This window comes from Lacticaseibacillus styriensis (genome assembly GCF_030770295.1).
GTDB classification, from domain to species: domain Bacteria; phylum Bacillota; class Bacilli; order Lactobacillales; family Lactobacillaceae; genus Lacticaseibacillus; species Lacticaseibacillus casei.
The window spans coordinates 1,154,187-1,174,090 of record NZ_CP132483.1 but is presented as its reverse complement, the minus strand read 5'-3'; the positions used below and the strand labels follow the sequence as shown (position 1 = coordinate 1,174,090).

The following is a 19,904-nucleotide window of genomic DNA, read 5'->3' as shown; positions in this document are numbered from 1 at the left end:
TTCTACCCATTTTTCTGCTTGTGGCCTACATGCTCAGTATGCCAATTGATAGGAGGAACGGCTGTGAAACCTGCAAAAACTAAATTTAATGATGCCCCTGATGGCAGCATTCATCAGTATAATCAGATACTTAAATATTTCAATGACCGGCCGGCCGATCAGACCAAGCCGCGTGGTAATCGAATAACGTTTGTCTCAACCGGAATCATCGGTTATGATGGCGGCCAAACAACCATGTTACACTTAGGCACGCTCCTAGCCAACGCGGGTTATGACGTTTATTACCTCAGCTATGTCCCGCAAAGCCAAGACGAAATGATCCAAAATGCTGAATTTAATTACCCCGGCTATAAAGGTACATGCCTGCCGATGGGTGAACTCGAATCGCACCAATCCGATATTTGGATCGCCACTTTATGGGAATCGGTCTACATCATTAAAAATAAACCCGGCTATAAGATGTACTTTGTCCAGGATTACGAACCGTATTTCTACCCTTATGGTGACCGCTACCAGATGGCGCGACGTACGTATAGCCTCGGCCTGCACATGGTGACGCTTGGTCCATGGTGCGCACATATGATCACAACGCATTGCCAGGTCAATAGTCCAATTGACGTCATCAATTTTCCGGTTGATGTTGCCCGATATCCATTTAAAGAACGTGACACTGCTCCGTATCAAAAAAAGCAGCAAATTACGTTAGCTGTTTACACCAAATGGAGCAGTCCGCGACGGGCGCCTGTCACGATTCAAATTGTCCTTGAAAATTGCCGCCACATCTTGCGTGCTAAGGGCATTGATCTAAAAATCAAATACTTCGGTACGGGGCGTAGCAAGCGTTTTATCAATGGTGAGAATCTCGGAAAGCTAACACCGCCAGAGCTTAACCAGCTTTATCATGAAGCTGATTTCGGCATCGCAACCTCGATGACTAATTTCTCCTTGGTTCCTTACGAAATGATGAGCGCCGGTCTTCCCTTGATTGATTTCAAAGAAGGTACTGGCAGTTACTTCTTGAAAGACAATACCTACTTCTCTTGTCATCTTGACGAGCGTGATCTTGCCAAAACGCTTCAGGCAGCATGTGCAAATCCTGAAACGATCACACAGCATATTGAAAAAGCCCAAGCTTATCTGAAAACAATCAGCTGGGAACGAACCGAAAAAGACATGCTGGCAATTATCGCCAATCTTTATGCCAATGTTGACGTTGTAAAGTCATAAATTGAATCCGACGCAGTCATAAGTCAAAAATTAAGTCCGACGCTTGCCGTTGGGCTTTTTTTCTGGGAAAATAAACCTTAGAAATAAGTTCATACGAATATTTTTTAATCGCAATATTCGTACAATTGTCACTAGGGAATTTGGAGGAGAAAAATGTCAACACTGGGCAATTTATTTGTCATGCTCGGACTGATTGGTACAGTCTGGGGCACGATTCGTTTGGTGCGGCAACGCAAGCATCCATTAACGAAACGTTTCAACCTTATTATATTGATCGGCGGCATTGTGCTCATGTTTGTGGGCAGTCCGATGGTCGACACAAAACCATCAACAGCTTCATCAGCGCAAACAACCACCAAGAAACTGACTGCAAAGCAGAAAAGTCTTTTAAAATCGGAAAAAGCACGTGGCAAGGTTTTGTTAGCAGCCAAGGCTAAGAAGTCTTCAGAATTAAAGGCACTGAAGAAGGAACAAACCAAGCTGGAAGACCAACTTGACGCCCGTGCATCGTCATCGCGAGCTGTTGAAGAATCAGCATCTTCAGCAGCTTCAGAATCAGCGTCCCGGGAAGCATCAGCCAGCAAAGTCGCGGCGTCATCTGCACAGGCAGCTTCTTCATCCCAAGCCGCCGCAGCTGCTGCGGCAGCTAAACAGCAGGCAGAAGAAGCAAAGAAATCTGCTGCACAACAGCAACAACAGCAACAACAGCAACAGCAAGCTGCCGCAACTCAACAACAGGCGCCTACTAATCAAGGCGATATGAATACTGCAGAGCAGGGAACTATTGTCGGCAACAGTCGTAGTATGATTTATCACGTTCCAGGTCAAGCAGGATATCACATGAATTCTGCTAACGCCGTTTACTTCAAGACTGAAGCTGATGCACAAGCTCATGGTTACCGAAAGGCGCTGCGATGATGAAAAGAAAAATAATGAAATACCTCACCCCCTTAGTCGTTCTGGGTGTCCTGTTAGTCGGCTGCAGTTCTGAAAGCAGCTCGAAATCAGCAAAAACAGTGGTCGATCCGGTGGCTAGTCAGACCAAGCTTAACAAGAAAACCGCGTCAGCTATCAGCAGCCTTGACGATGCGATCACTGACAAACGTGAACAGGTCAGCAAACTCAAAACAACCTTAAACAAGCAGGAACCAGAAGTAAAAGCATCAGAGGCCCCGAGCAGTTCCCCGGATACCAGCAACTTAGCTAGTCTTGACTACACCGGTCAACAAGAAATAACCGTCAACAACAATGACCCCGCTTTTAACAAAAGCGATCTTTCCACAGCAAAAGGTGCCTGGGCAACTTACAGCGATTTAGACAGCCAAAATCGCGTCACCGATGCGAATGCACTTTTGAACAAATCGCTGATGCCCTCAGCCAAACGTGAACCCCTCACCTGGAATCCAACCGGCTGGCATAACAAAAAGACAGCACACGGATGGCTCTACAATCGCAGCCATCTGATCGGTTACCAGCTGACTGGTGAAAATAACAATCCTAAGAACCTGATGACGGGAACCCAAACGCTTAACAGTCCACTCATGTTGGCTCATGAAATGGACATCGCGTACTACCTCAAACAAAACAGCCAGCATTACGTGCGTTATGAAGTCAAGCCAATCTTCCGCGGCAATGAGCTCGTTGCTCGTGGTGTCCAAATGCGGGCGCAAAGCGTTGGCGACGACACAGTTCGATTCAACGTTTATATCTTCAACGTTGAACCGGGATATACTATCAATTACGCAGATGGTACCAGTACCAAAAACTAAAACACAAGAATCCTTTACTGAAAGCCGTTAGACAACATTTGTCCGTACGGCTTTTTTCTTCGGCCATTTTCAATTGTTGAAGTGGGTTCGTTTGTGATGTTCCAAATCACTTTTGGCACAGCCCAATCATTCAGCTATGATCTCACCCACTTGCAACAATTATGACGCGGTAAATTGCTAGTAATCGGGTATAATGAAATTATGTTAAGGCGTCTCTTTAAACGCCTTTGTCAATACATTACGCCACAACAAACCCAAACCCCTTTAGGAGGATTCAAATGAAAGTCATTAATGTCACGTTAAAGGTAAAGCCAGAACTGACGGACAAGTATCGCCACTTCATCAGTCTGCTGGTCGAAGGATCGCGTGCCGAAGCCGGCAATCTTAGCTACGATCACTTCCAAAGCCTCGCCGACCCCAACAAATATGAAATCATCGAGCATTGGCAAGACGACGCAGCTGTCGAACTACATAACCAAACGGCGCATTTCCAAAAGTTTCTAGCGGGAATTGACGACTTTTTGGCGGAACCGCTTGAGATTGTGCGGATGGATTATACGGAGTAGTTGGATCTTCTCAACGCTAAGACATGTATCGAAGACGAAGTTACTTGAGATGTGCTCACCATTCTGATTTCAATTTATTTTTCCGACATCGACGAAGATGAGGTAGTTTGGTTGAAATTATGAAAGCACTTGATATTCCGCTATACATGAAAAACGCGGCAAGATCAACAATTGCTAAATATTATTTTTAATTTTGGAGGAGTAAAAATGAAAAAGACAATTATTATCGGATGCTCTATTTTGGCAACATTAGTGCTTAGTGGTTGTGGAAATACTACTGGAACTTCTTCAGGCAAAAATGGTTCTGAAGTTGCTTCACTCAAAGCTGAAAACAAATCTCTTAAAAAACAACTAGCAGCAGACAACAGTACTACATCAAAGAAACGTGTTCTTTCCCCCGTTGGTGAGATTCAATACACGATCACCAATATCACTACTAAAAGAGTTGAGAACGAGAGATCAAACTATACGAATGCGGAGTACAACTTTTCTGGTATCAAGGATTTCCCGTCCAGGTATTATCGAACAGAGATCAGCTACCAATTAAAAAATATAGGCGCAAAAGCATTCAGTTTATCAAACACTTCTTCTAAAGTGCTAGACGATGATGGTATTGAGTACACGCGTGACAGTACCACAAACTTTGGTATTGATATGAATTCTAACGGCAAGGTTCAACCTGGCACAGCAACGACTGGAACATTCTATTTATTAACTAAAACCAAACCAAATGTAAAAAATATAAGTATTAATGTCGGTGACCAATTTAACGGTATTGATTCAGTTGGTAAAGGCGGCATCGCCAAGTAAACGTGGCCACTAGCGCAAACAAATAGCCTTTCGGGGCTTTTATTTTCAGCCAATAAACGAACATACGTTTGAATTATTGAACTTCAAAATCCAAAAGGAGTGCGATTTTATGGCATCAATCCAGCATTACTATTTGAAAGATGGAACAAAACGTTGGAGATTCCAAGTTCTCGCAGGAATAAATCCTCAAACTGGTAAAAAGAGCACCAAGAGTTTATCAATTCACTTTTTGCAGATGGCTTGTCGTTAAATACCGTGAAGTTAATCAACGGAACGCTTCATAATGCACTTAAAAAAGCTGTTGCTATCGGCTATCTTGAGAAAAACCCAGCGATCGGTGTTGAATTCAGTGTTTATGCAAAGACCCCATCCAAAAAGTTACATTACTGGTCCAAAGAACAAGTCGCTGCTTTCATTGATGCTGCAGAAGCAGACAAGGAACCAATGTGGCTTCCCTTCTTCGTGACGCTCATTGATTGTGGACTACGGGTCGGTGAAGCAATGGCACTGCGTTGGTCAGATATTGACTTCGCCAAGAACACGCTAACTGTCAGTGCTACGCGGATTTATCGTGCCGAGACTGGGGTGAACAAAGGAAAGATCGCACTTGATCGCCCGAAAACTGCCAGCTCTGCCCGTACCGAGTATATGACTGAACGTGTCGCTCATTTACTTCAGCAGCAATATGAGCGTCATTTTAACATCGGCAACGTTAGTGGTTTTCGGTTTGCTACCAACCATAACCAAGAATTTGTTTTCACTTATTCAACTAAAGCAAAGTTTGGAGAACCTATACGTGCTCGCGCGACGACAGGCGCATTCAATCGCATCACCAAACGAGCAAATCTTCCCCATATTCGAATTCACGATCTAAGGCACACCCATGCTGTTTTAATGCGTGAAGCAGGATTGAGTCTTGATGACATTAAAGATGACTTAGGGCACAAAGATGTTTCAACGACACAAATATATGCGGAGATCTCTCCTGCCAAAAAGCAAGAAAATCATCGGCGATTTGAAAAGTATCTCAATGAATGAATACGCAAAAAAGCCTCAAAAATGGTGATAGAAATGCACGGCTAACTTTGGCTATTCAGCCAAAATTCAGCCACGAACATTTACAACCCAATTTTGAGGCTTCTTTTTTAAACTATTTCAAAACGCACAAACCCTCACGACTACAGCCGCGCATTCAATTCCTTCGTCATATCCTCATACCCGGGACGACCGAGCAATGCGAACATGTTCTTCTTGTTGTGATTTGCTTGAGCACTGATTTCATAGGGTTTCAAATCGCCGGTGTAAAAGCAAAAATAGCTCTATATCAATTTCTTAGGTTTCATAATTTCGGATTCACTTCACCACAACTTCACCACGAATTACTTATATTTATATTATTGCATAAGTAAAAAAGTCCTCCACCCGCGTTAGCGAGCAGAGGACTTTTTGTTATCGGATATACAGGCTTTCGCCTGGATGAATGACGCTGTAAATTGACTTGCCGTTGTTAGCGGCTAACGTGTACATGCTGATGCCATACTTGCTGGCAATACTCCAGAAGCTGTCACCAGAGCGGACAGTGTAGTACGTGTGGCTTACCGGCGAAGTATATCCAGACGAACGCGAGCCATAGCTCTCCCCACCATTCACGCCCAAGGCAACATAATGATACCTGCCTGAGTAGCTGAGATAACGTGCCCAAACATATGTGCCACGGATATACACGTGATCATAAATCACACTTTCACCCGGAGCATAGCTACCAACGGATGCATAGCCGGTGCCGGCACCAGTGCGGATGTTAACAGTCGCGGAAGGCTTGAAAACGCCAGTTTGCGCATAGTCGGTATCAGTGGCTGCGGTTGATTGCGCTGGTTTGCTTGGTGCTGGGGTGATAGGTGTTACTGGTTGCTTCGAGTAGCCATTATCGGTGACACCAAGCAAATCAATATTACCGTCGAGGCCTTGCGACAGCCCAAATGCGCTCGTGTACTGCCAAATAGCTACCCCATCCATACTTGGAAAATAACCATAGTCTGGTTTGGTAGTTGGCATATAATCACGGTAAGCAGCGATCCAAAGGCTGTCAGGAAACTCTCTCAGAATGCGCTGATAGTCAACATGTGCCAATGTATACGGTTTGTAGCTGTAATACATCGGTGTGTAACCCTCAGCTTGAATGCGCCGCATGCCAGCTAAAATGGCATCCGTATTAGCTGCCATATTGCCAGAAGCACCATCTTCGTAGTCCAAAGCAACGATGCTTCCCTTTGGTGTCTGCGCTTTGATACGAGGCATATAACGGTCAAGTGCTTCTAACCCCAACTGGCTACTTCCACCAACGCCATACCAGATGTAGCTATGCACACGTTTTCTTGCTGCCTTTGCACTGGCAATTTGGCTATCGTACGTCCACTGATCGATGTAAGTACCACCGTAAGTCCCACCAATCTGAGCGATGACGAACTTATCTTGATCGGTGCCGTATCGTCCACTTGCTCCCTGATACTTTGACCAATCAGGTCCCTGATCACCCTTTGCTGCATTGACATGCGATGGCAAGGCAAAAGAAATAGCCGCCAAGAAGGCGACTACCAAGGTGATGAGTTTAGTTTTAAATTTCATGGTGCCCTCCTTATCGCTGTGGAGCAACAGATGTCGGTGCTGACTCCGCCGGTGCTGCATAAGACGTCTCTGGAACCACTTCACTAGCAGCAGTTACCTGGTCAGCCTCTTTATCCGCTTGCAGTGCCTTAATCTGGTCCTCTAAGGACTTGATCTTAGCTGCCTTGGTGGTAATGAGTGCCGGGTAAGCTAACGCCTGTTGGCTGTCGCTGACGCCCTCCGTGGTTGGATCAACGGCTACCCCGACAATGGTCAATAATGCAAACACTGCATTGACCACTGCAGTGAGTTCTTTACCCAAACTAGCAAAGTCCCAGTTGTAACCGAAGACTGCCGCCACCGTTTGAATCACCAACAAAGAAGCTGGCACAATGGCCAGCCAGAATTTGACGCTTAATACTCGTACTTTCCAATTAATCTTCATACTGAACATTCCTTTCAGTTTTTAATCCGAAGTTGCAAAACTTTGTTATATAGCGCTTCGCCCGTTCCGTTACCGCCCAGTGCTTTGTAGCTGCGGAAAAGGTAATTAAGATCGTCCAAGTCGTCCGTGCTGATATACCCCACCTCGATATGATGGTTACACAGCATGTAAACCTCATGATGAAGCAAACCGACAAGGCCTGAATCAATTGCCTTTCCATGCTTTCGATGCATGCGCCATTGGCTTGCAAACCAACCAAACAAAGCTCCACCACCCAACTCCACAAACATATCTATCCAACTCTTGAAATCCACATCTTTATACTTCCTTCCATAAAAATAGCCGCTAGCTTTTGCTGGCGGCATAGTCACTGCCTGTAATTTGTTTGTATTGGTCCTCCGTTATTTGCCGCCCCACGTACTGCTCTATCGGGCACCCCCAAGAATATAGTGTGCCACAAAATTCAAAGTCACTCATTTTTTCCACCATCCTCAAGCTTTGTCACACGGGCATACAGCGCGGCAATCATCTGCTGTTCAGGTGACGGTCCGGGAAGTGGATGATCATTAGCCGGATCGTAACCCTCATCGGCAACGATTTTACCGTCTACAAGAGATGCGTGATCCTCAAAAAACTGAGACACGTCAGTTGCCTCTATGATTTGTTGACCGTCCTCTGTTGATCCTACTTTGGCATCTTCCGCTTCATAGGCCCAGTTGGTCAGGCGGTTTTGCTCATCTAGCCAAATCTTAATCTTCATCTTAATTCACCACCGCATCATTAATCGGATACGCATCACGAGTAATGAAACTCAAGCTGCCAGCATACCCACCTTGACTACGCCACGGAATGATGTAAATTCCACCCGCTGAAACATACAATTCACAGGCCGCACCCGTATACGACATGCTACCGAGTAACCTTGCTGCATCATCATTATTAAATGGGCTATATCCTGGTCGAATGTTGGCAATTTTGACCCACCCGTTGCTAGTTTTCATGTCAAAAGCAATCCCAATGGTGACATTTGGGCCTTTTCTTGAATATCCAATGTTCATATTTTTAACATCATTGGTTTCAAGGCCGCTATCAATGTGCTGATAGAAAACCGAATCAGCCGCCGTAAACGTTGATGCAAGCGTGACATCTTTGCCAGAAGGATTATATAAAGATTTTAGTGTGAGCATGCCTTGGCGTGCATCAACGGAACTAACTTCCTTACCATCGTACATTGACTTGCTAACCAACCCCAACTGATCAACTTTAGATTGATACGTTTGCTTGCTATTACTATCCAGCGTTGCATTCGTGACCATGCTGCCACCACTAATTTTTGTCGTCCCACTGATCGTATTTGGAAAACCATCTGGTTGGATGTGGTTGAAAGATGAGATAAAGGTAGATCCGTTAAAAGTGACCCCATTAAAAGTCATGCCATTAAAGGTTTCGACATTTAATGCTTTGGCTGCAATTGGTTTTGAATCCCAACCACTTGTGGTATCAAATATGGCAAAAGCGGCAAGATTTCCGTCCTCGTCGGTTAACCAGTGCTGGTCCCCAGCCTTTGGTTTAGCAGGGTAACTCGGGCCAACCGTCACAACTGGAACATTATCACTACCATCTTTACCATCACGGCCATCTTGGCCCTTGAACAAGGCCCACAAGTAGCGCGTCGGGTCGGTGCTGTCAGCTTGGGTTTCGTCAACGTACTGCCCGAAGTAAGATCTGCCGCTAGCGTCTGTTACCGAAAAATCAGTTTTACCATCGATGCTATTAGCATACGCAGTATGAAGATAGCTGCTGATGCCATCGTCACCTTTAGGCCCAGGCTTACCATTAGCTCCGTCTTCGCCCTGAATCAACTCCCAGCGATTAGCATAATCAGCCGGATTGTCGCTTGGGACTGAAGTCTTGTCAGACCAAACAATTGCTCTATACTTTTTGCCAGCTGGTAGTGCTGACATGTTAGTACCCTTATCATCATCGGCATAGCGGGTCCAGGGATAAAATTTAAGTGTTTTAGCCATGTTGGCCATCTGGTTGGCAAGATCGCTGAGCCGTTGGTCAAAGCTGACTGTTTCATGCGCGAACTCACCCAGAGTCAACTGCACTGAATGGTTAGCACGGCTGCGCTGAATGCTCAATACCTTGGCAGACAGGAATAATTGTTGGTTTTCATCGGCGATGTGGACGGTTTGATTCAGTGGTACGTATGGCGAATTAACCAAATCAATGTCGTACGTTTCGTTTGGGTGGTTATACTTTTTCAAGTCTGCCAAAGCCGCTTGCAAAAGTTCCGCCTGCGATTTTGAATCAAACGTTTTAACCCGATTCCAGTCAGACTGTGTTGGGTTAGGGTTGCTGTTGCTTAACAAACGTGAATATTTCTGCACAGCAATGGTATCGTGCAAGAACCCGTACTGATCAAGCACAAACTGTCCCGTTGGATCAGTCCATTTGTAGCCGATCAAGTTGATTGGGTCCTGATTAGTTGATCCATTCGTACTTTCTGGCACCGCTCCATAAGCCTTGATAGATGTTTCCATGTCATAGGTATCGAGATGCGTGACGATATTGTTGATGTCCTTATTCATTTCAAAGAAAATCAAGCTGTCACCGGCCGTTTCATGCCGAATGTTAATGACACGCTTAACCAAGTTGGTTCCAACAAACTCAAAGCCAAAACTAAGCACTGCATCAAAATCTTTTGCCACGGCAATAATGCGAGCCAACGATGATTCTTCACTAGTCCACTCGAGTGTTCGAACATTGTCAGGAAATTCGTTGATGCCAATCTCCCAGCCAGAATCATTTGTAAACCTTGTGATGTAGTCAGCGATGGTATATGGCTTGTCGGCCTTGAAGGCGCCAACGGTTTCGTTAATTAAATCATTACCAGCATCGCTGGCAACAATTGAGTGAATGTGGCCTAGTGAATCATGGTCAACCGATTCAATCACCATTTGGTGAGCGTTGCCTTCTTCATCTTGATACATGATGAAGTTGGTTGCTTTAGCCATCTCATTGACTGCTTGTTCCTGATCAGTCGTGAAGTGAATATCAAGAGAAAGCTCGACCGCAGGACGATTGTCAACACTTTGTGTTTCTATATCGTTGTCAATTCGCCATTCGCCTTTGCCATCAGTCGACCCAACACCCAAAATGTTTGATTTTCGATCTGCAAAGTAATACTCCATTTATAGCCAGGCCTCCCTTATCTCGACTTCACACGCAAATGGTTGTGCCCAGCTTGATGGCATGAGCTGAATGATGGTATCTCCTGGTTGTAAAAGAAACTTGTCCCACTGGTTGCCTAATGTATGCAAGGTGCGATCTTCATTGCCATTGAAATAAGTCTTGGTATTAGCCACATCAATTGCAATCACATCGCCATTGCTGAAACGATTCTTAATATCCGTATACCAGCTTACGTTCTGCCATTTGACGGTAGAGGCAATGAGATACATAGTCGATTCGCCCCATGTCTTGTCACGCATGAACCACGCGGAAAATTGCTTAGTCTCGACACTAGCAGCATCCGCAAAAGTGAATTGACGGGTAATAGTCGTCTCTCTTCCTTGATTGCCAACCCATGGTGAAACTCGGAAAACAACCGAATTACCAAATTTCTGCAATTCCAACTGAATGAACTTGTCGTTAGTGAAGATATTGCGATCCAACTGTTCATTGACGACTAGTTGATTTTTGTAGTAACACATCCACCAAATTTGGTCAGACAGCGCACTGTTGTCTTTCAAGATCATTTGAAAGATTGGCTTGCCGTCACTTTCTAAGGTTGTTTCGAGTGAACCTACCTGTGCTACACCAGTTTGAAAGCGCGTCATGACGTCCCAAGTTAGGTTACTCGTAAAGTCGCCGTTATGTGTCTGGACGAGATCATGCTTGATTGAAGGCCCATTCCAATACAGATGAGTGCCAGTAATACTAGGCCAATTAGGCTCAACCTTCCAGCCATCGTAGCTGTCCTGTGTCCAAATCGCATTGCCGATCTGTTCGTTCGGCGTAGCTGGGTTGTCTCCCCAGTAAAGGTTATTGGAAGCCGCTTGATTATCCATGTGCGAGCCTTGAACGGCAGCCAAATTCAAGGCAACTTCACTTTCTTCGCTGGTATAGCCATCAACTTCTTCAGGGTTGCCAAATTGAAGCACGCCCCCCTGACTATTGGCAAATCCTAGAAAGCCGTTATCTGCATGCATGGTGGCCGTAATAACTGGCTCAACAGGATAAGTGCCGCCATTGTGTACCGTGACGGTGTTGGTATAGTATTCAGGATCAGCTGGGTTAGGTGACCAAGGAGAAGCAGAAGTGCCTATTTCAACCTTAATCCAGACTTCGATTGTGGCATTCAAGTTGAACATTTCCAAATTAATCTGATTGGTCGTTCCTGTTAACGGATTTTTGACAATTGTTTTAGGCGATGATGTATAAACACCATTTTCAGTAATAGGAATCTGGTTAATTATTCCCGTCCAATTACCGGTGCTTCCGGCATCTTTGATGTCAATGTAGGAATCAATGCCGACCGAACTGTCTATTTTGCCTTGATAATTAGTAACACTAACTTTAACGGTGGTAGTAATTGTTTTCCCTGACAAATCTTCTGATAACTGTACGGTGATGGGATACGCATCAAACTGGTCAGTATTAGAGGCAAAACCGTGTGAAGCTATGGCAAAGTTCACTGGCACGTCCTTGTATGGCATGTTGTCAAACGTCTTCGTGGCTACCGAGTGCGCAACGCCATCGGGGACAAATAAAGTGAACGAAGATGTGATTGCATTTCTGCCTTTAGGAACATCGTCAACATCTGTGAGCACGGCATTCCAATACACAGACAAGTCATCATTGAACGAAACCTGATGAGTGTCACCGTGCAAGATGCCACTTAGCTTATAGAAGGCGGTGCGAAATGCCTCATCATCATCAGCAATAAGCTGATAGCCAACAGTTATCTCGCGAGATGGGTTGCGAACGTATTCAAGTGTTTCCCCATCAGATATGCCTATGGCATTGCTAGTAGCAGATTGCTTAAGAAGCTCTCGTCCACCAACTTGCAGCGTCCTATATCCGGGCACAAGATTCTCAATGTATTGTCCATCGATTAGCATCGCTTCTGCTGGAAGCTGATTATCATCTGCACCCGTGAAGGGTGTCGTTTCTCTGAAATCGTACAATTAGACTAACCCCTTTCGATAATTGCTTACCTTTGTCAAACGATTAAGCTCTGTTTGCATTGGGTTTGCGGTTGCACGAGCAACCTCTCGGCCGTCAATATACAGAGGAACCTCAATCGTTTGCTTGCGAGTGTAGTTGACATCAAGATTTGAAGACAAGGTTGCCCCCTGAACGCCATTGTTGAGAGACTGTAATGATGCATTAAGTGAAGAGTCATCAATAGCTGGCATCGTGACAGCGGCACTATCAGCAATAGCTTGTGCCATGCTCGAAACGTTCTTTTGGACATTTGAAAACTTATCAGTAAGTCCTGCATTCAAGCCGTTCATGATCGCGTTACCAGCAGGTATGAGCAACTTGGCATCGTAACTGATTGGGCCTTTATGCTTGCGAATCCATGAAGCAATACCGCCAACAAAATCCGTGATCTTCCCCCAAACGGCCTTAAGACCATTCAAGAAGCTGTCCATGATGGCGCGACCAGCGGCCATTAAATCAATGTGTCTAAGAGCGTCGAATGCTCCTTTGATACCGCTAACTACGCCGTTTACCATGCCAGTAAAGCCTGACCATACAGCCTTTGCACCATTAAAAATACTGGTAGCAGCTCCAATCACGATAGACTTTATGTTGCTCCAAGCCGATGAAAAGAATGATGTAATGCTGTTCCACAATCCGGAAAAGAATCCGGGAAGTGCATTCCAAATTCCCTCGGCTGTGCTTACTGTTCCGCTCCATAGTCCTGATAAGAATGAAACAACACTGTTCCATACGCCCTCGGTGGTGGACACAATACCATTCCATAATCCGCTAAAAAATGACGAAAGCGCACTCCAAATAGTGGAAGCAGCAGATACGGCACCATTCCAAAGCCCCTCTAAAGCTGAAACCAAAGTATTCCAAACAGTCATTGCATAAGTTTGAATAAGAATCCAAATACCGGAGAAATACGTAACAAGGCCATTCCAGATCTGACCAGCGGCGGAAACAATGCTGTTCCAGATAAGCTGAAGATCGGCACTTAACTGTGTCCAATTTCCAGTAAGCAAATCGATGACAATAAGAATGGGACCCATAATAACTGCTTTAAGCATGTTCCAAACACCGGTAGCAACTTGGACAATCCCATTCCAAATTGTCGTCAGGGAACCACCAAAGGTTGACCATATGGCAGTGGCTACTGCAACTATTCCATTCCACAGAGTCGTGAAGAATATGGATAGCACGTTCCAAACTGCCGTTGCTGCAGTAACAGCACCTTGCCAGATAGCTGAGAGAGTGGTTGTGAATGCTGTCCAAGCAGCCGATGCCGTGGTCGTAATCCCAGTCCATAGATTGCTGAAAAAACCTGTAATGCCGCTCCAAGCTGTCTGAATGCCGCTAATTGCAAATGTAAACGCACCCGATATAGCATTCCAAAGAGTTTGTGCAACTCCTACAAGCCCTTGCCAAGCTCCTTGTAACCACGAAACAAATCCCGACCATAGTTTTTGGCCAGTCTTGGTTTGGGTAAAAAAGTACACCAGACCAGTAACCACTGCTGCAATCCCAGCAATCAAAAGTACCCACGGATTCATGCCTAAGATCAATCCGAATGCTTTCCATACACCACCAGCCATTTTTACGATAGTCCCGAAGTTAGTGATAACGGATATAACGCCTCTAATAGGGCCAATCATTTTAGAAAAAACACCGAGAACGCTTGAAAATCCGCCAATGGCTAATCCAATTACTTTGAAAGCACCGACAGCACCAAAAATTGCCGCTGCAAATGATTTAACGATGTCGTTAGCAAACGCCGCTTTAACAATAGCTGCAATTGGCTTCAAAACAGCCATCACTCCGCTTAGAGCGCCCTTAACACCGTCAAAAATTGCTTTCCACGGTAAATTAGCAATAAAGTCCCCAACGGTAGTCATCGCTTCCATTGCTGCTACTCCGAAATCTGTAACAGCTTGTTTGATTCCGTTAAATATTCCCGACATTTGCCCATTACCGAATGCCGAATTAAAAGCATCTCCGACCTTTTGAGCAATACTAATTAGATTGACAAATGCAACATTGACTAAGCTACCAACTAGGCTCCAAATGGTTTGTAAAATGGACCCGACCCCTTGGAGAACGGAACTGAGCCCGCTCATCGAGTCGCCATTCCCCAAGTTGCCTAGTTGTGTCTTGATGTTCAATACCAATGCCGAAAATGGAGAAAAGAATTTGCCGATTGATGATATAACAGAATCAAAATTAATTGCGCCAATCTTATCAATGATTCCACTAATAGCTCCGACAGCGACTTTAGACATTGCCTGCCAAGCAGGCTGAAGCTTGTTTGCCAGTGTTTCCTGAAGGCCGTCCATTGCCTCGCCGACTGTCTTGTAACTCGTGGCCATCTTCTGGAAAGCCTTGCTGTTGCCTGCCTTTTCGATACCATCAAAGAACTGCTGTGTGCTTACTTTGCCGTTTTGAACATTCTGAACGAGTTCTTTGGTAGTCATACCCATTGCTTTCGCCACAGCCGCCATGCCTGCTGGAGTCTGTTCAAGCATTAGGCGGAAGTCAGCCCACTGTACCATCGGCTTAGCGGCCATTTGTGTACCTTGTTCCATCAACGTCTTCATGGCTTGCTTTGGATCATCAGTGGCAGCAGCTAAGCCACCCATTCCTTTGACAAGACTACCTACTCCTTTTACACCTACTGATGCAAACTGCGCATAGGCAGAGGCCATATCAGACGAGCTATAAATAGTCTCCTGAGCATATGATTGCAGTGACTTTTCAATTGACGAAATCTGTGCAGGCGTCTTACCCAGAAACTTCATGTTCCCCTCAAACGTCTGCCAAGCTTTACTTGATTCGTCTAGTTCTCCTACCATACTTCTCACACCATCGCCAATAGCCCCTACCACTTTGGTAAGACCTATGGCTCCAGCAATTTTGCTCACGGTTGATACAAAATTACCCGCTGGTCTTGTTGACTTTTCAAAGCTATCACCGACCTTTGACGCAGAATTCGCGATGTTATTGAAAGTGCCTGAAAAGTTGCGGTCAACGGCAGATAAAATTGCTTCAACACTAAAACTATCAGCCATGTGATCCCTCCTTTCTTTCTGATAACGGAATAATTTTGCCTTCGCGCTTCAACCGCTGAAATTCGGCCATCCGTTTTGCAAATATCTGCGCACGAGAATGCTTTAATTCTGTTTTGCTCATAAGTGAGATCTCATAATCCGGTTCATAGCTTGAACGCACCTGATCAACGGTTGCTTTCTTGTCAAAGAAGTCATCAAACGTCTTGAACTTAGGTTTAGGGTTCTTGCTCCCGGTTGTTGCCTGCACTTGTTGGTTCATCCATGCTTGCTGTGCAATCTCGTTCTGTCTATCGACTTGCTTGAGCTGATAGGCTTCCATACGCAGCTCATACTCAACAAGTGTCATACGTTCAATGTCTCGAATATTAGAAAAGCCTAGATAGGCTAACGAATTTAGCAAGATTTCGCGATACTGTTGCTTGCTTGTCTTGCTGTCGTCCTCATCTAGGCCTTCATGTTTTTTGCTACTGCTTTTACTGCGTTAGCGCTGTTCATTTCATCTGCAACTTGCTTAAATAGAGAGTCCAAGTCTGTGTTGCTGTCAATAAAATCATCGACTTCATTAGCTGACGGTCGCTTTTTCGATGTCACGGTGGCTGAATAAATGGTGTCTGCTAAAACAGCAGCATCGTATGCATTCAGACCAGCTAGTGCCTTTGCAACACCCATGCCAAAATTAATGCCATGCATAACGGCACCCAGATTCTTATCCATTTCGCGAACAAAGCGGACACCAAAGTTAAGCTCATATTCTTTACCGTTAATGGTTAATTGCATGATTTAATATCCTTTCTTTTAAAGCCGCCCGGGTTTAACCCGTACTGTTAATTTCTTAGGCGACTGATGACAAGCCTCTTGTGCTGTTATGCTCCAGTACTAGAACCGCCCTGAGCCGGTGCGGTGCCAGAACTGATCTGAGCCGGTACGGTATCAGCAGTGTTAGTACCCGGATCAACAGCCTTGTCCCAAACAGTGCCACCACCGGTCTTGTCAGTATCAGTGACCTTGCCAACCCCAAGGAATACATAATCGACCTGTTCCTGAGTTTCGTCATCGAGAGTTGTCCATCCGCGTTTAGGCGTGCCATTAACTGAGAATGTGACATCGCGAGTAGAGTGATCATCAGGATCATTGTCGCTGCTATCTTCTTGCACCGTTACCTGCATATACCATGCAAGATACTTACCTTCAGCGTTCTTGCGTTTGCGGTAGAGAATCCAAAAGTCGAGCAATTCACCGTCAAACAACGAGTCGTACATTACGTCTGCAATTGCGGCTGTGTTGTTCAGGAACTCGACTTCAAGATCGGTACTTGCCGAGCTTCTTGTTGCTACATTGCCGTCCTTGGTAACAGTGGAATCACTGTCAACAGACGGGTCAAAGGACAGCGAAGTCTGCCAAGGGATAATTTGGCCGCTAACCGTTGCTTGATCGCTATGTTTGCGAGCCAAGGCAACAACGTCCATGCCTTCTAGCACTTTTAATTCATTTGCCATATTATGGCCTCCTATAAAATGTTGAGATTGAGTATCAGCGTGGCTCGGTTGAGAACCGTGTCAGGGACACTCTGGTCTTGTGTAAACTCTTTTGACTGGTCTTCTACACGTCCATAGAATCGGTAATCATCAGTTAGCACTTGCCCAATCGCGGCACTAAAAAAGCGCTCCGCCATATCAGATACGGTGAAACGCTGTTTTTTGTCGCCCCAGATGTCGATGGTGATTAGCACATTGCCATTGAGTGACGTCTTTGTTGCGGTAGGAACAACTTGAATATCGCCAACAATGACGAAGGGATATGGGGCGTTCTCCTGCTGCATGGGCAAATGGTCGTAGGTCTTGTACCCAGATGATTGCGAGAAAGCATAGAAGTAGTCATAGAGCTCTTGCTCTGGTGATGTGATTTGAATCACCTACTTTGCTGCTTGTTTAAGCTGATTAATAAACTGCACTTTCTGATAAAGGAACGCAGGCTTCAATACAGGACGTGCCCGCATGAAACGGGTCCCGTTTTCGGTGTATGGGTTGTATTCCATTGACATGCCAACTATGCCCGTTAGACCGCCATCTTCAAGCGATAACTTGATACCACGCTTTGTAGCACCAGTAGGATGAGCATACACAGTGCCCGTCATTTGCTGAGAACGAGTCTGGAGCTGTGCTGTCTGCTGTTTGACGATTTGTTTGACAACGTCCATCTTCGCTCGCTTCAGCAGACCAGCAACCAATTTGTCCATGCCTTTAATCTCCATGTTGTAGCTAATGCTGGCTTTGCTCATTTCGTCTCACCCACAATCAAAGTAGCGTTTTGAAGTGGGACACGGTCAGTATTAAGGGCATAATGAGTCGCTTCATCATCAATCGTTAAATAGCTCCAATTGACCGTGATTGGCTCAACTAATCGGATCACCCTTGCTTTTTGAGCATAGTTGCCGAATAGCTGAACGCTCTTGTTTGTTCCCATGTCGGTGACACTGGCAACTGCAATGGCAACCTTTTTCACATCACCGTATTGATGCGTTTGCGGATTATATTCTTCATCATCAAGCCAGAATGTAACCTCATGATCTAACCGCATATGATCACCTCTTTGGGTAGCCAGAAATGAAGCTAACGGTACCAAGAGACGTAGCATTCTTCCCGTTGGCATCTTTCCAGTCGTCGATGTCGTCAGCAAAATCATCGAAATCGTTAGATTTGAACGTGAATGACTGGCCTTCTTGCTCGTAAGACGTCATACCTTCGTTCTTACGCCTGTTGTAGCGTCTGATGCATACTTCTAGGGCAATGTATGAAAGCTCCTCTGGGAAGTCTTCTGTGGGCTTTAAATCGAGCTTAAACCGGAGAGCTTTGGTGGTGTTGGTAATGATGAGATTGAGAACATCATCTTGTGTGTCAGTTTTGATTTCCATCATCGTCTTCAAATCCGCAAGCGTTACCGGATCAGTATCAGCCATGTTATGCCTCCTTTCCGCCGCCCTGCTTTCGCAGCACTGTGATTTTCATAAGCGACGGTGTTCAAGCTAGTCTGAAGGGACAAGTGCAAGCAAGTCTGCCTTCAAAGTCTTCCCAGTGTAATCGATACTGTGGGCGTCCAGCCATGCTTTGATCTCATCAACGGTTTGAGCGCTCGTTGGTTTGACATCTCCGCTAGGGTCGAAGCCGTCGTCATTCCCAGACGGCGCTACGCTTTTGGGGCATTGATTCCAGCAACAACGAACTTCTTGTCGATAGTGAAGCGATAGTCAACGATACCAATGTTGCGAGGATCACCAACCAGATCGTACATAGATGTTTCAGAAGCATTAATTGCGCTGTAGCCAAGACCGGCAACCTTAGTAACATCAGTGAATGACGTACCCGCAATTTGCATTGCAAGAGTACGGCGGTTGATAACCGCAGTCTGACCACCATTACCAAGACTGTCGCGTTTGACCTCATAGCTGTTTTCTGGATTAGCCAAGCCATAAGAAACAGCACCGTTAGCAATGATGAACGCGTCCGTGGTACCATCTGCTGCAACTGGCAGTGCATCGTCTTCAACAATCTCAATGCCGTTGTAGTAGCTGATTGGCGTACCACCGTTTGATGGCTGAATGGTATCAATCAGGTTCTGATCACGCATTGCACCAACAGCGGCAGAATTGAGCACGATCTTCGTCAGTTGAGGGTTGGCAACGTCACCCATGCGAGACAATGCGGCAATAAAGTCACCAGCAGCCAAAGGCGCTGGCGTGCCCATGCCATATGCCTTAACAGCCTGCAAATCCGCATTGAGGAATGCGTTCTTCAAGACTGCAATCAGAAGCTTGTTGTCCTGGATGTTCCAGAATGATGCGAATTGTCCTGCAATTTGTTCTGCAACCGGAGCGCCCGTCGAAAGCTGACCAAAGTCTGTGTAGCCAAACGCTTTGGCTTGGTACATCTGTGGAGCAATGGCGCTGTAGCTGTCAACATTTCCGACAGTAATGTCGCTAGTGTCGTTCCACGTCTGAGCTTCCCCGCTCAGACTGTGCAGGGTAGGAATAGTTACATAAGTACCGCCCTTGAGCAATTGTGCCTGAATGATTGGGTCGGTAGTGAGAATGCCGCTGGAAAGCAGACGGTTAGTAGCAGTTTGCTGTTCTAGGACATAATCTGCGAATACTTTAGGTTCGACCAAATTCAATTTGGCTGTTGCACCACTAAATTCTGGCATA

The 19,904-nt window shown here is 45.5% G+C and carries 19 protein-coding genes and 4 pseudogenes; 7 read left to right on the top strand and 16 right to left on the bottom strand.

Going from position 1 to position 19,904, the window contains the following annotated elements:
- Window positions 1-63 precede the first annotated feature (63 nt).
- From LACSTY_RS05685 to LACSTY_RS05660, 7 genes and pseudogenes are all read left to right on the top strand, one after another.
- Entirely contained in the window at window positions 64-1,227 is a 1,164-nt protein-coding gene (locus LACSTY_RS05685) for a glycosyltransferase family protein (RefSeq protein ID WP_087911981.1), read from the top strand.
- Between the two features lie 153 nt (window positions 1,228-1,380).
- Window positions 1,381-2,145 carry a sunset domain-containing protein gene (locus LACSTY_RS05680; protein WP_087911980.1) on the top strand — a complete coding sequence of 255 codons (765 nt, stop codon included), beginning with the start codon at window positions 1,381-1,383 and terminating at the stop codon, window positions 2,143-2,145.
- A pseudogene (locus LACSTY_RS14735) lies at window positions 2,145-2,334 on the top strand (DNA/RNA non-specific endonuclease); the annotation flags it as partial. The gene LACSTY_RS05680 and the pseudogene LACSTY_RS14735, both read left to right, overlap by 1 nt.
- A gap of 86 nt (window positions 2,335-2,420) precedes the next feature.
- A pseudogene (locus tag LACSTY_RS05675) lies at window positions 2,421-2,996 on the top strand (DNA/RNA non-specific endonuclease); the annotation flags it as partial.
- A 278-nt stretch (window positions 2,997-3,274) separates the two neighbouring features.
- Complete coding sequence (locus LACSTY_RS05670) at window positions 3,275-3,562, top strand: putative quinol monooxygenase (protein ID WP_087911978.1); 288 nt, start codon at window positions 3,275-3,277, stop codon at window positions 3,560-3,562.
- Between the two features lie 207 nt (window positions 3,563-3,769).
- Window positions 3,770-4,372 (top strand): DUF4352 domain-containing protein, encoded by a 603-nt coding sequence (locus LACSTY_RS05665; protein ID WP_087911977.1) that lies wholly within the window; start codon window positions 3,770-3,772, stop codon window positions 4,370-4,372.
- A gap of 198 nt (window positions 4,373-4,570) precedes the next feature.
- Window positions 4,571-5,410: pseudogene (locus tag LACSTY_RS05660) on the top strand (tyrosine-type recombinase/integrase); the annotation flags it as partial.
- A 140-nt stretch (window positions 5,411-5,550) separates the two neighbouring features.
- On the opposite strand, the pseudogene LACSTY_RS05655 reads toward LACSTY_RS05660, so the two are convergent.
- The 16 genes and pseudogenes from LACSTY_RS05655 to LACSTY_RS05575 all read right to left on the bottom strand — a co-directional run.
- Window positions 5,551-5,625, bottom strand: a pseudogene (locus LACSTY_RS05655) (glucose-6-phosphate isomerase); the annotation flags it as partial.
- A gap of 196 nt (window positions 5,626-5,821) precedes the next feature.
- The gene (locus LACSTY_RS05650; protein ID WP_087911976.1) at window positions 5,822-6,997 is read right to left on the bottom strand and encodes a GH25 family lysozyme; all 1,176 of its coding nucleotides are present in this window, start codon (window positions 6,995-6,997) and stop codon (window positions 5,822-5,824) included.
- Window positions 6,998-7,007: 10 nt separating this feature from the next.
- Complete coding sequence (locus tag LACSTY_RS05645; protein ID WP_087911975.1) at window positions 7,008-7,421, bottom strand: phage holin; 414 nt, start codon at window positions 7,419-7,421, stop codon at window positions 7,008-7,010.
- A 14-nt stretch (window positions 7,422-7,435) separates the two neighbouring features.
- Window positions 7,436-7,786: a hypothetical protein gene (locus LACSTY_RS05640; protein ID WP_016386759.1), complete on the bottom strand. Its 351-nt coding sequence runs from the start codon at window positions 7,784-7,786 to the stop codon at window positions 7,436-7,438.
- 104 nt (window positions 7,787-7,890) lie between these two features.
- On the bottom strand, window positions 7,891-8,181 hold the full coding sequence (locus LACSTY_RS05630; protein WP_016381085.1) for a hypothetical protein: 291 nt from the start codon (window positions 8,179-8,181) through the stop codon (window positions 7,891-7,893).
- Between the two features lies 1 nt (window position 8,182).
- Window positions 8,183-10,618 (bottom strand): phage tail family protein, encoded by a 2,436-nt coding sequence (locus LACSTY_RS05625; RefSeq protein ID WP_306390989.1) that lies wholly within the window; start codon window positions 10,616-10,618, stop codon window positions 8,183-8,185.
- Window positions 10,619-12,616 carry a distal tail protein Dit gene (locus LACSTY_RS05620; protein WP_087911974.1) on the bottom strand — a complete coding sequence of 666 codons (1,998 nt, stop codon included), beginning with the start codon at window positions 12,614-12,616 and terminating at the stop codon, window positions 10,619-10,621. It lies immediately after the preceding gene.
- The gene (locus tag LACSTY_RS05615; RefSeq protein ID WP_087911973.1) at window positions 12,617-15,706 is read right to left on the bottom strand and encodes a phage tail protein; all 3,090 of its coding nucleotides are present in this window, start codon (window positions 15,704-15,706) and stop codon (window positions 12,617-12,619) included.
- Window positions 15,699-16,052, bottom strand: a complete 354-nt coding sequence (locus LACSTY_RS05610; protein WP_016373369.1) for a hypothetical protein — start codon at window positions 16,050-16,052, stop codon at window positions 15,699-15,701. Before LACSTY_RS05610 ends, LACSTY_RS05615 begins: the two co-directional genes overlap by 8 nt.
- Window positions 16,053-16,150: 98 nt before the next feature.
- A complete protein-coding gene (locus LACSTY_RS05605; RefSeq protein ID WP_016383085.1) occupies window positions 16,151-16,483 on the bottom strand; it encodes a tail assembly chaperone in 333 nt (110 codons plus the stop codon).
- An 86-nt stretch (window positions 16,484-16,569) separates the two neighbouring features.
- Window positions 16,570-17,202 (bottom strand): phage tail tube protein, encoded by a 633-nt coding sequence (locus LACSTY_RS05600; protein ID WP_016373305.1) that lies wholly within the window; start codon window positions 17,200-17,202, stop codon window positions 16,570-16,572.
- An 11-nt stretch (window positions 17,203-17,213) separates the two neighbouring features.
- A complete protein-coding gene (locus LACSTY_RS05595; protein ID WP_003575579.1) occupies window positions 17,214-17,618 on the bottom strand; it encodes a gp17 family tail completion protein in 405 nt (134 codons plus the stop codon).
- Window positions 17,619-17,984 (bottom strand): HK97-gp10 family putative phage morphogenesis protein, encoded by a 366-nt coding sequence (locus LACSTY_RS05590; protein ID WP_016373306.1) that lies wholly within the window; start codon window positions 17,982-17,984, stop codon window positions 17,619-17,621. It abuts the gene before it with no gap.
- Window positions 17,981-18,283 carry a hypothetical protein gene (locus tag LACSTY_RS05585; protein ID WP_087911972.1) on the bottom strand — a complete coding sequence of 101 codons (303 nt, stop codon included), beginning with the start codon at window positions 18,281-18,283 and terminating at the stop codon, window positions 17,981-17,983. The genes LACSTY_RS05590 and LACSTY_RS05585 overlap by 4 nt, the downstream gene beginning before the upstream one ends.
- A gap of 4 nt (window positions 18,284-18,287) precedes the next feature.
- Window positions 18,288-18,662 (bottom strand): phage head-tail connector protein, encoded by a 375-nt coding sequence (locus tag LACSTY_RS05580; protein ID WP_087911971.1) that lies wholly within the window; start codon window positions 18,660-18,662, stop codon window positions 18,288-18,290.
- Between the two features lie 227 nt (window positions 18,663-18,889).
- Window positions 18,890-19,903: a capsid protein gene (locus tag LACSTY_RS05575; protein ID WP_087911970.1), complete on the bottom strand. Its 1,014-nt coding sequence runs from the start codon at window positions 19,901-19,903 to the stop codon at window positions 18,890-18,892.
- Between the last annotated feature and the right edge of the window lies 1 nt (window position 19,904).

What these genes read in the sequence shown, in the direction of transcription:
- LACSTY_RS05680 (WP_087911980.1), top strand. Translation starts at nt 1,381, where the DNA reads ATGTCAACACTGGGCAATTTATTTGTCATGCTCGGACTGATTGGTACA.
- LACSTY_RS05670 (WP_087911978.1), top strand. Translation starts at nt 3,275, where the DNA reads ATGAAAGTCATTAATGTCACGTTAAAGGTAAAGCCAGAACTGACGGAC.
- LACSTY_RS05665 (WP_087911977.1), top strand. Translation starts at nt 3,770, where the DNA reads ATGAAAAAGACAATTATTATCGGATGCTCTATTTTGGCAACATTAGTG.
- LACSTY_RS05650 (WP_087911976.1), bottom strand. Translation starts at nt 6,997, where the DNA reads ATGAAATTTAAAACTAAACTCATCACCTTGGTAGTCGCCTTCTTGGCG.
- LACSTY_RS05645 (WP_087911975.1), bottom strand. Translation starts at nt 7,421, where the DNA reads ATGAAGATTAATTGGAAAGTACGAGTATTAAGCGTCAAATTCTGGCTG.
- LACSTY_RS05640 (WP_016386759.1), bottom strand. Translation starts at nt 7,786, where the DNA reads ATGCCGCCAGCAAAAGCTAGCGGCTATTTTTATGGAAGGAAGTATAAA.
- LACSTY_RS05630 (WP_016381085.1), bottom strand. Translation starts at nt 8,181, where the DNA reads ATGAAGATTAAGATTTGGCTAGATGAGCAAAACCGCCTGACCAACTGG.
- LACSTY_RS05625 (WP_306390989.1), bottom strand. Translation starts at nt 10,618, where the DNA reads ATGGAGTATTACTTTGCAGATCGAAAATCAAACATTTTGGGTGTTGGG.
- LACSTY_RS05615 (WP_087911973.1), bottom strand. Translation starts at nt 15,706, where the DNA reads ATGGCTGATAGTTTTAGTGTTGAAGCAATTTTATCTGCCGTTGACCGC.
- LACSTY_RS05610 (WP_016373369.1), bottom strand. Translation starts at nt 16,052, where the DNA reads ATGACACTTGTTGAGTATGAGCTGCGTATGGAAGCCTATCAGCTCAAG.
- LACSTY_RS05605 (WP_016383085.1), bottom strand. Translation starts at nt 16,483, where the DNA reads ATGCAATTAACCATTAACGGTAAAGAATATGAGCTTAACTTTGGTGTC.
- LACSTY_RS05600 (WP_016373305.1), bottom strand. Translation starts at nt 17,202, where the DNA reads ATGGCAAATGAATTAAAAGTGCTAGAAGGCATGGACGTTGTTGCCTTG.
- LACSTY_RS05590 (WP_016373306.1), bottom strand. Translation starts at nt 17,984, where the DNA reads ATGAGCAAAGCCAGCATTAGCTACAACATGGAGATTAAAGGCATGGAC.
- LACSTY_RS05585 (WP_087911972.1), bottom strand. Translation starts at nt 18,283, where the DNA reads ATGCGGTTAGATCATGAGGTTACATTCTGGCTTGATGATGAAGAATAT.
- LACSTY_RS05580 (WP_087911971.1), bottom strand. Translation starts at nt 18,662, where the DNA reads ATGGCTGATACTGATCCGGTAACGCTTGCGGATTTGAAGACGATGATG.
- LACSTY_RS05575 (WP_087911970.1), bottom strand. Translation starts at nt 19,903, where the DNA reads ATGCCAGAATTTAGTGGTGCAACAGCCAAATTGAATTTGGTCGAACCT.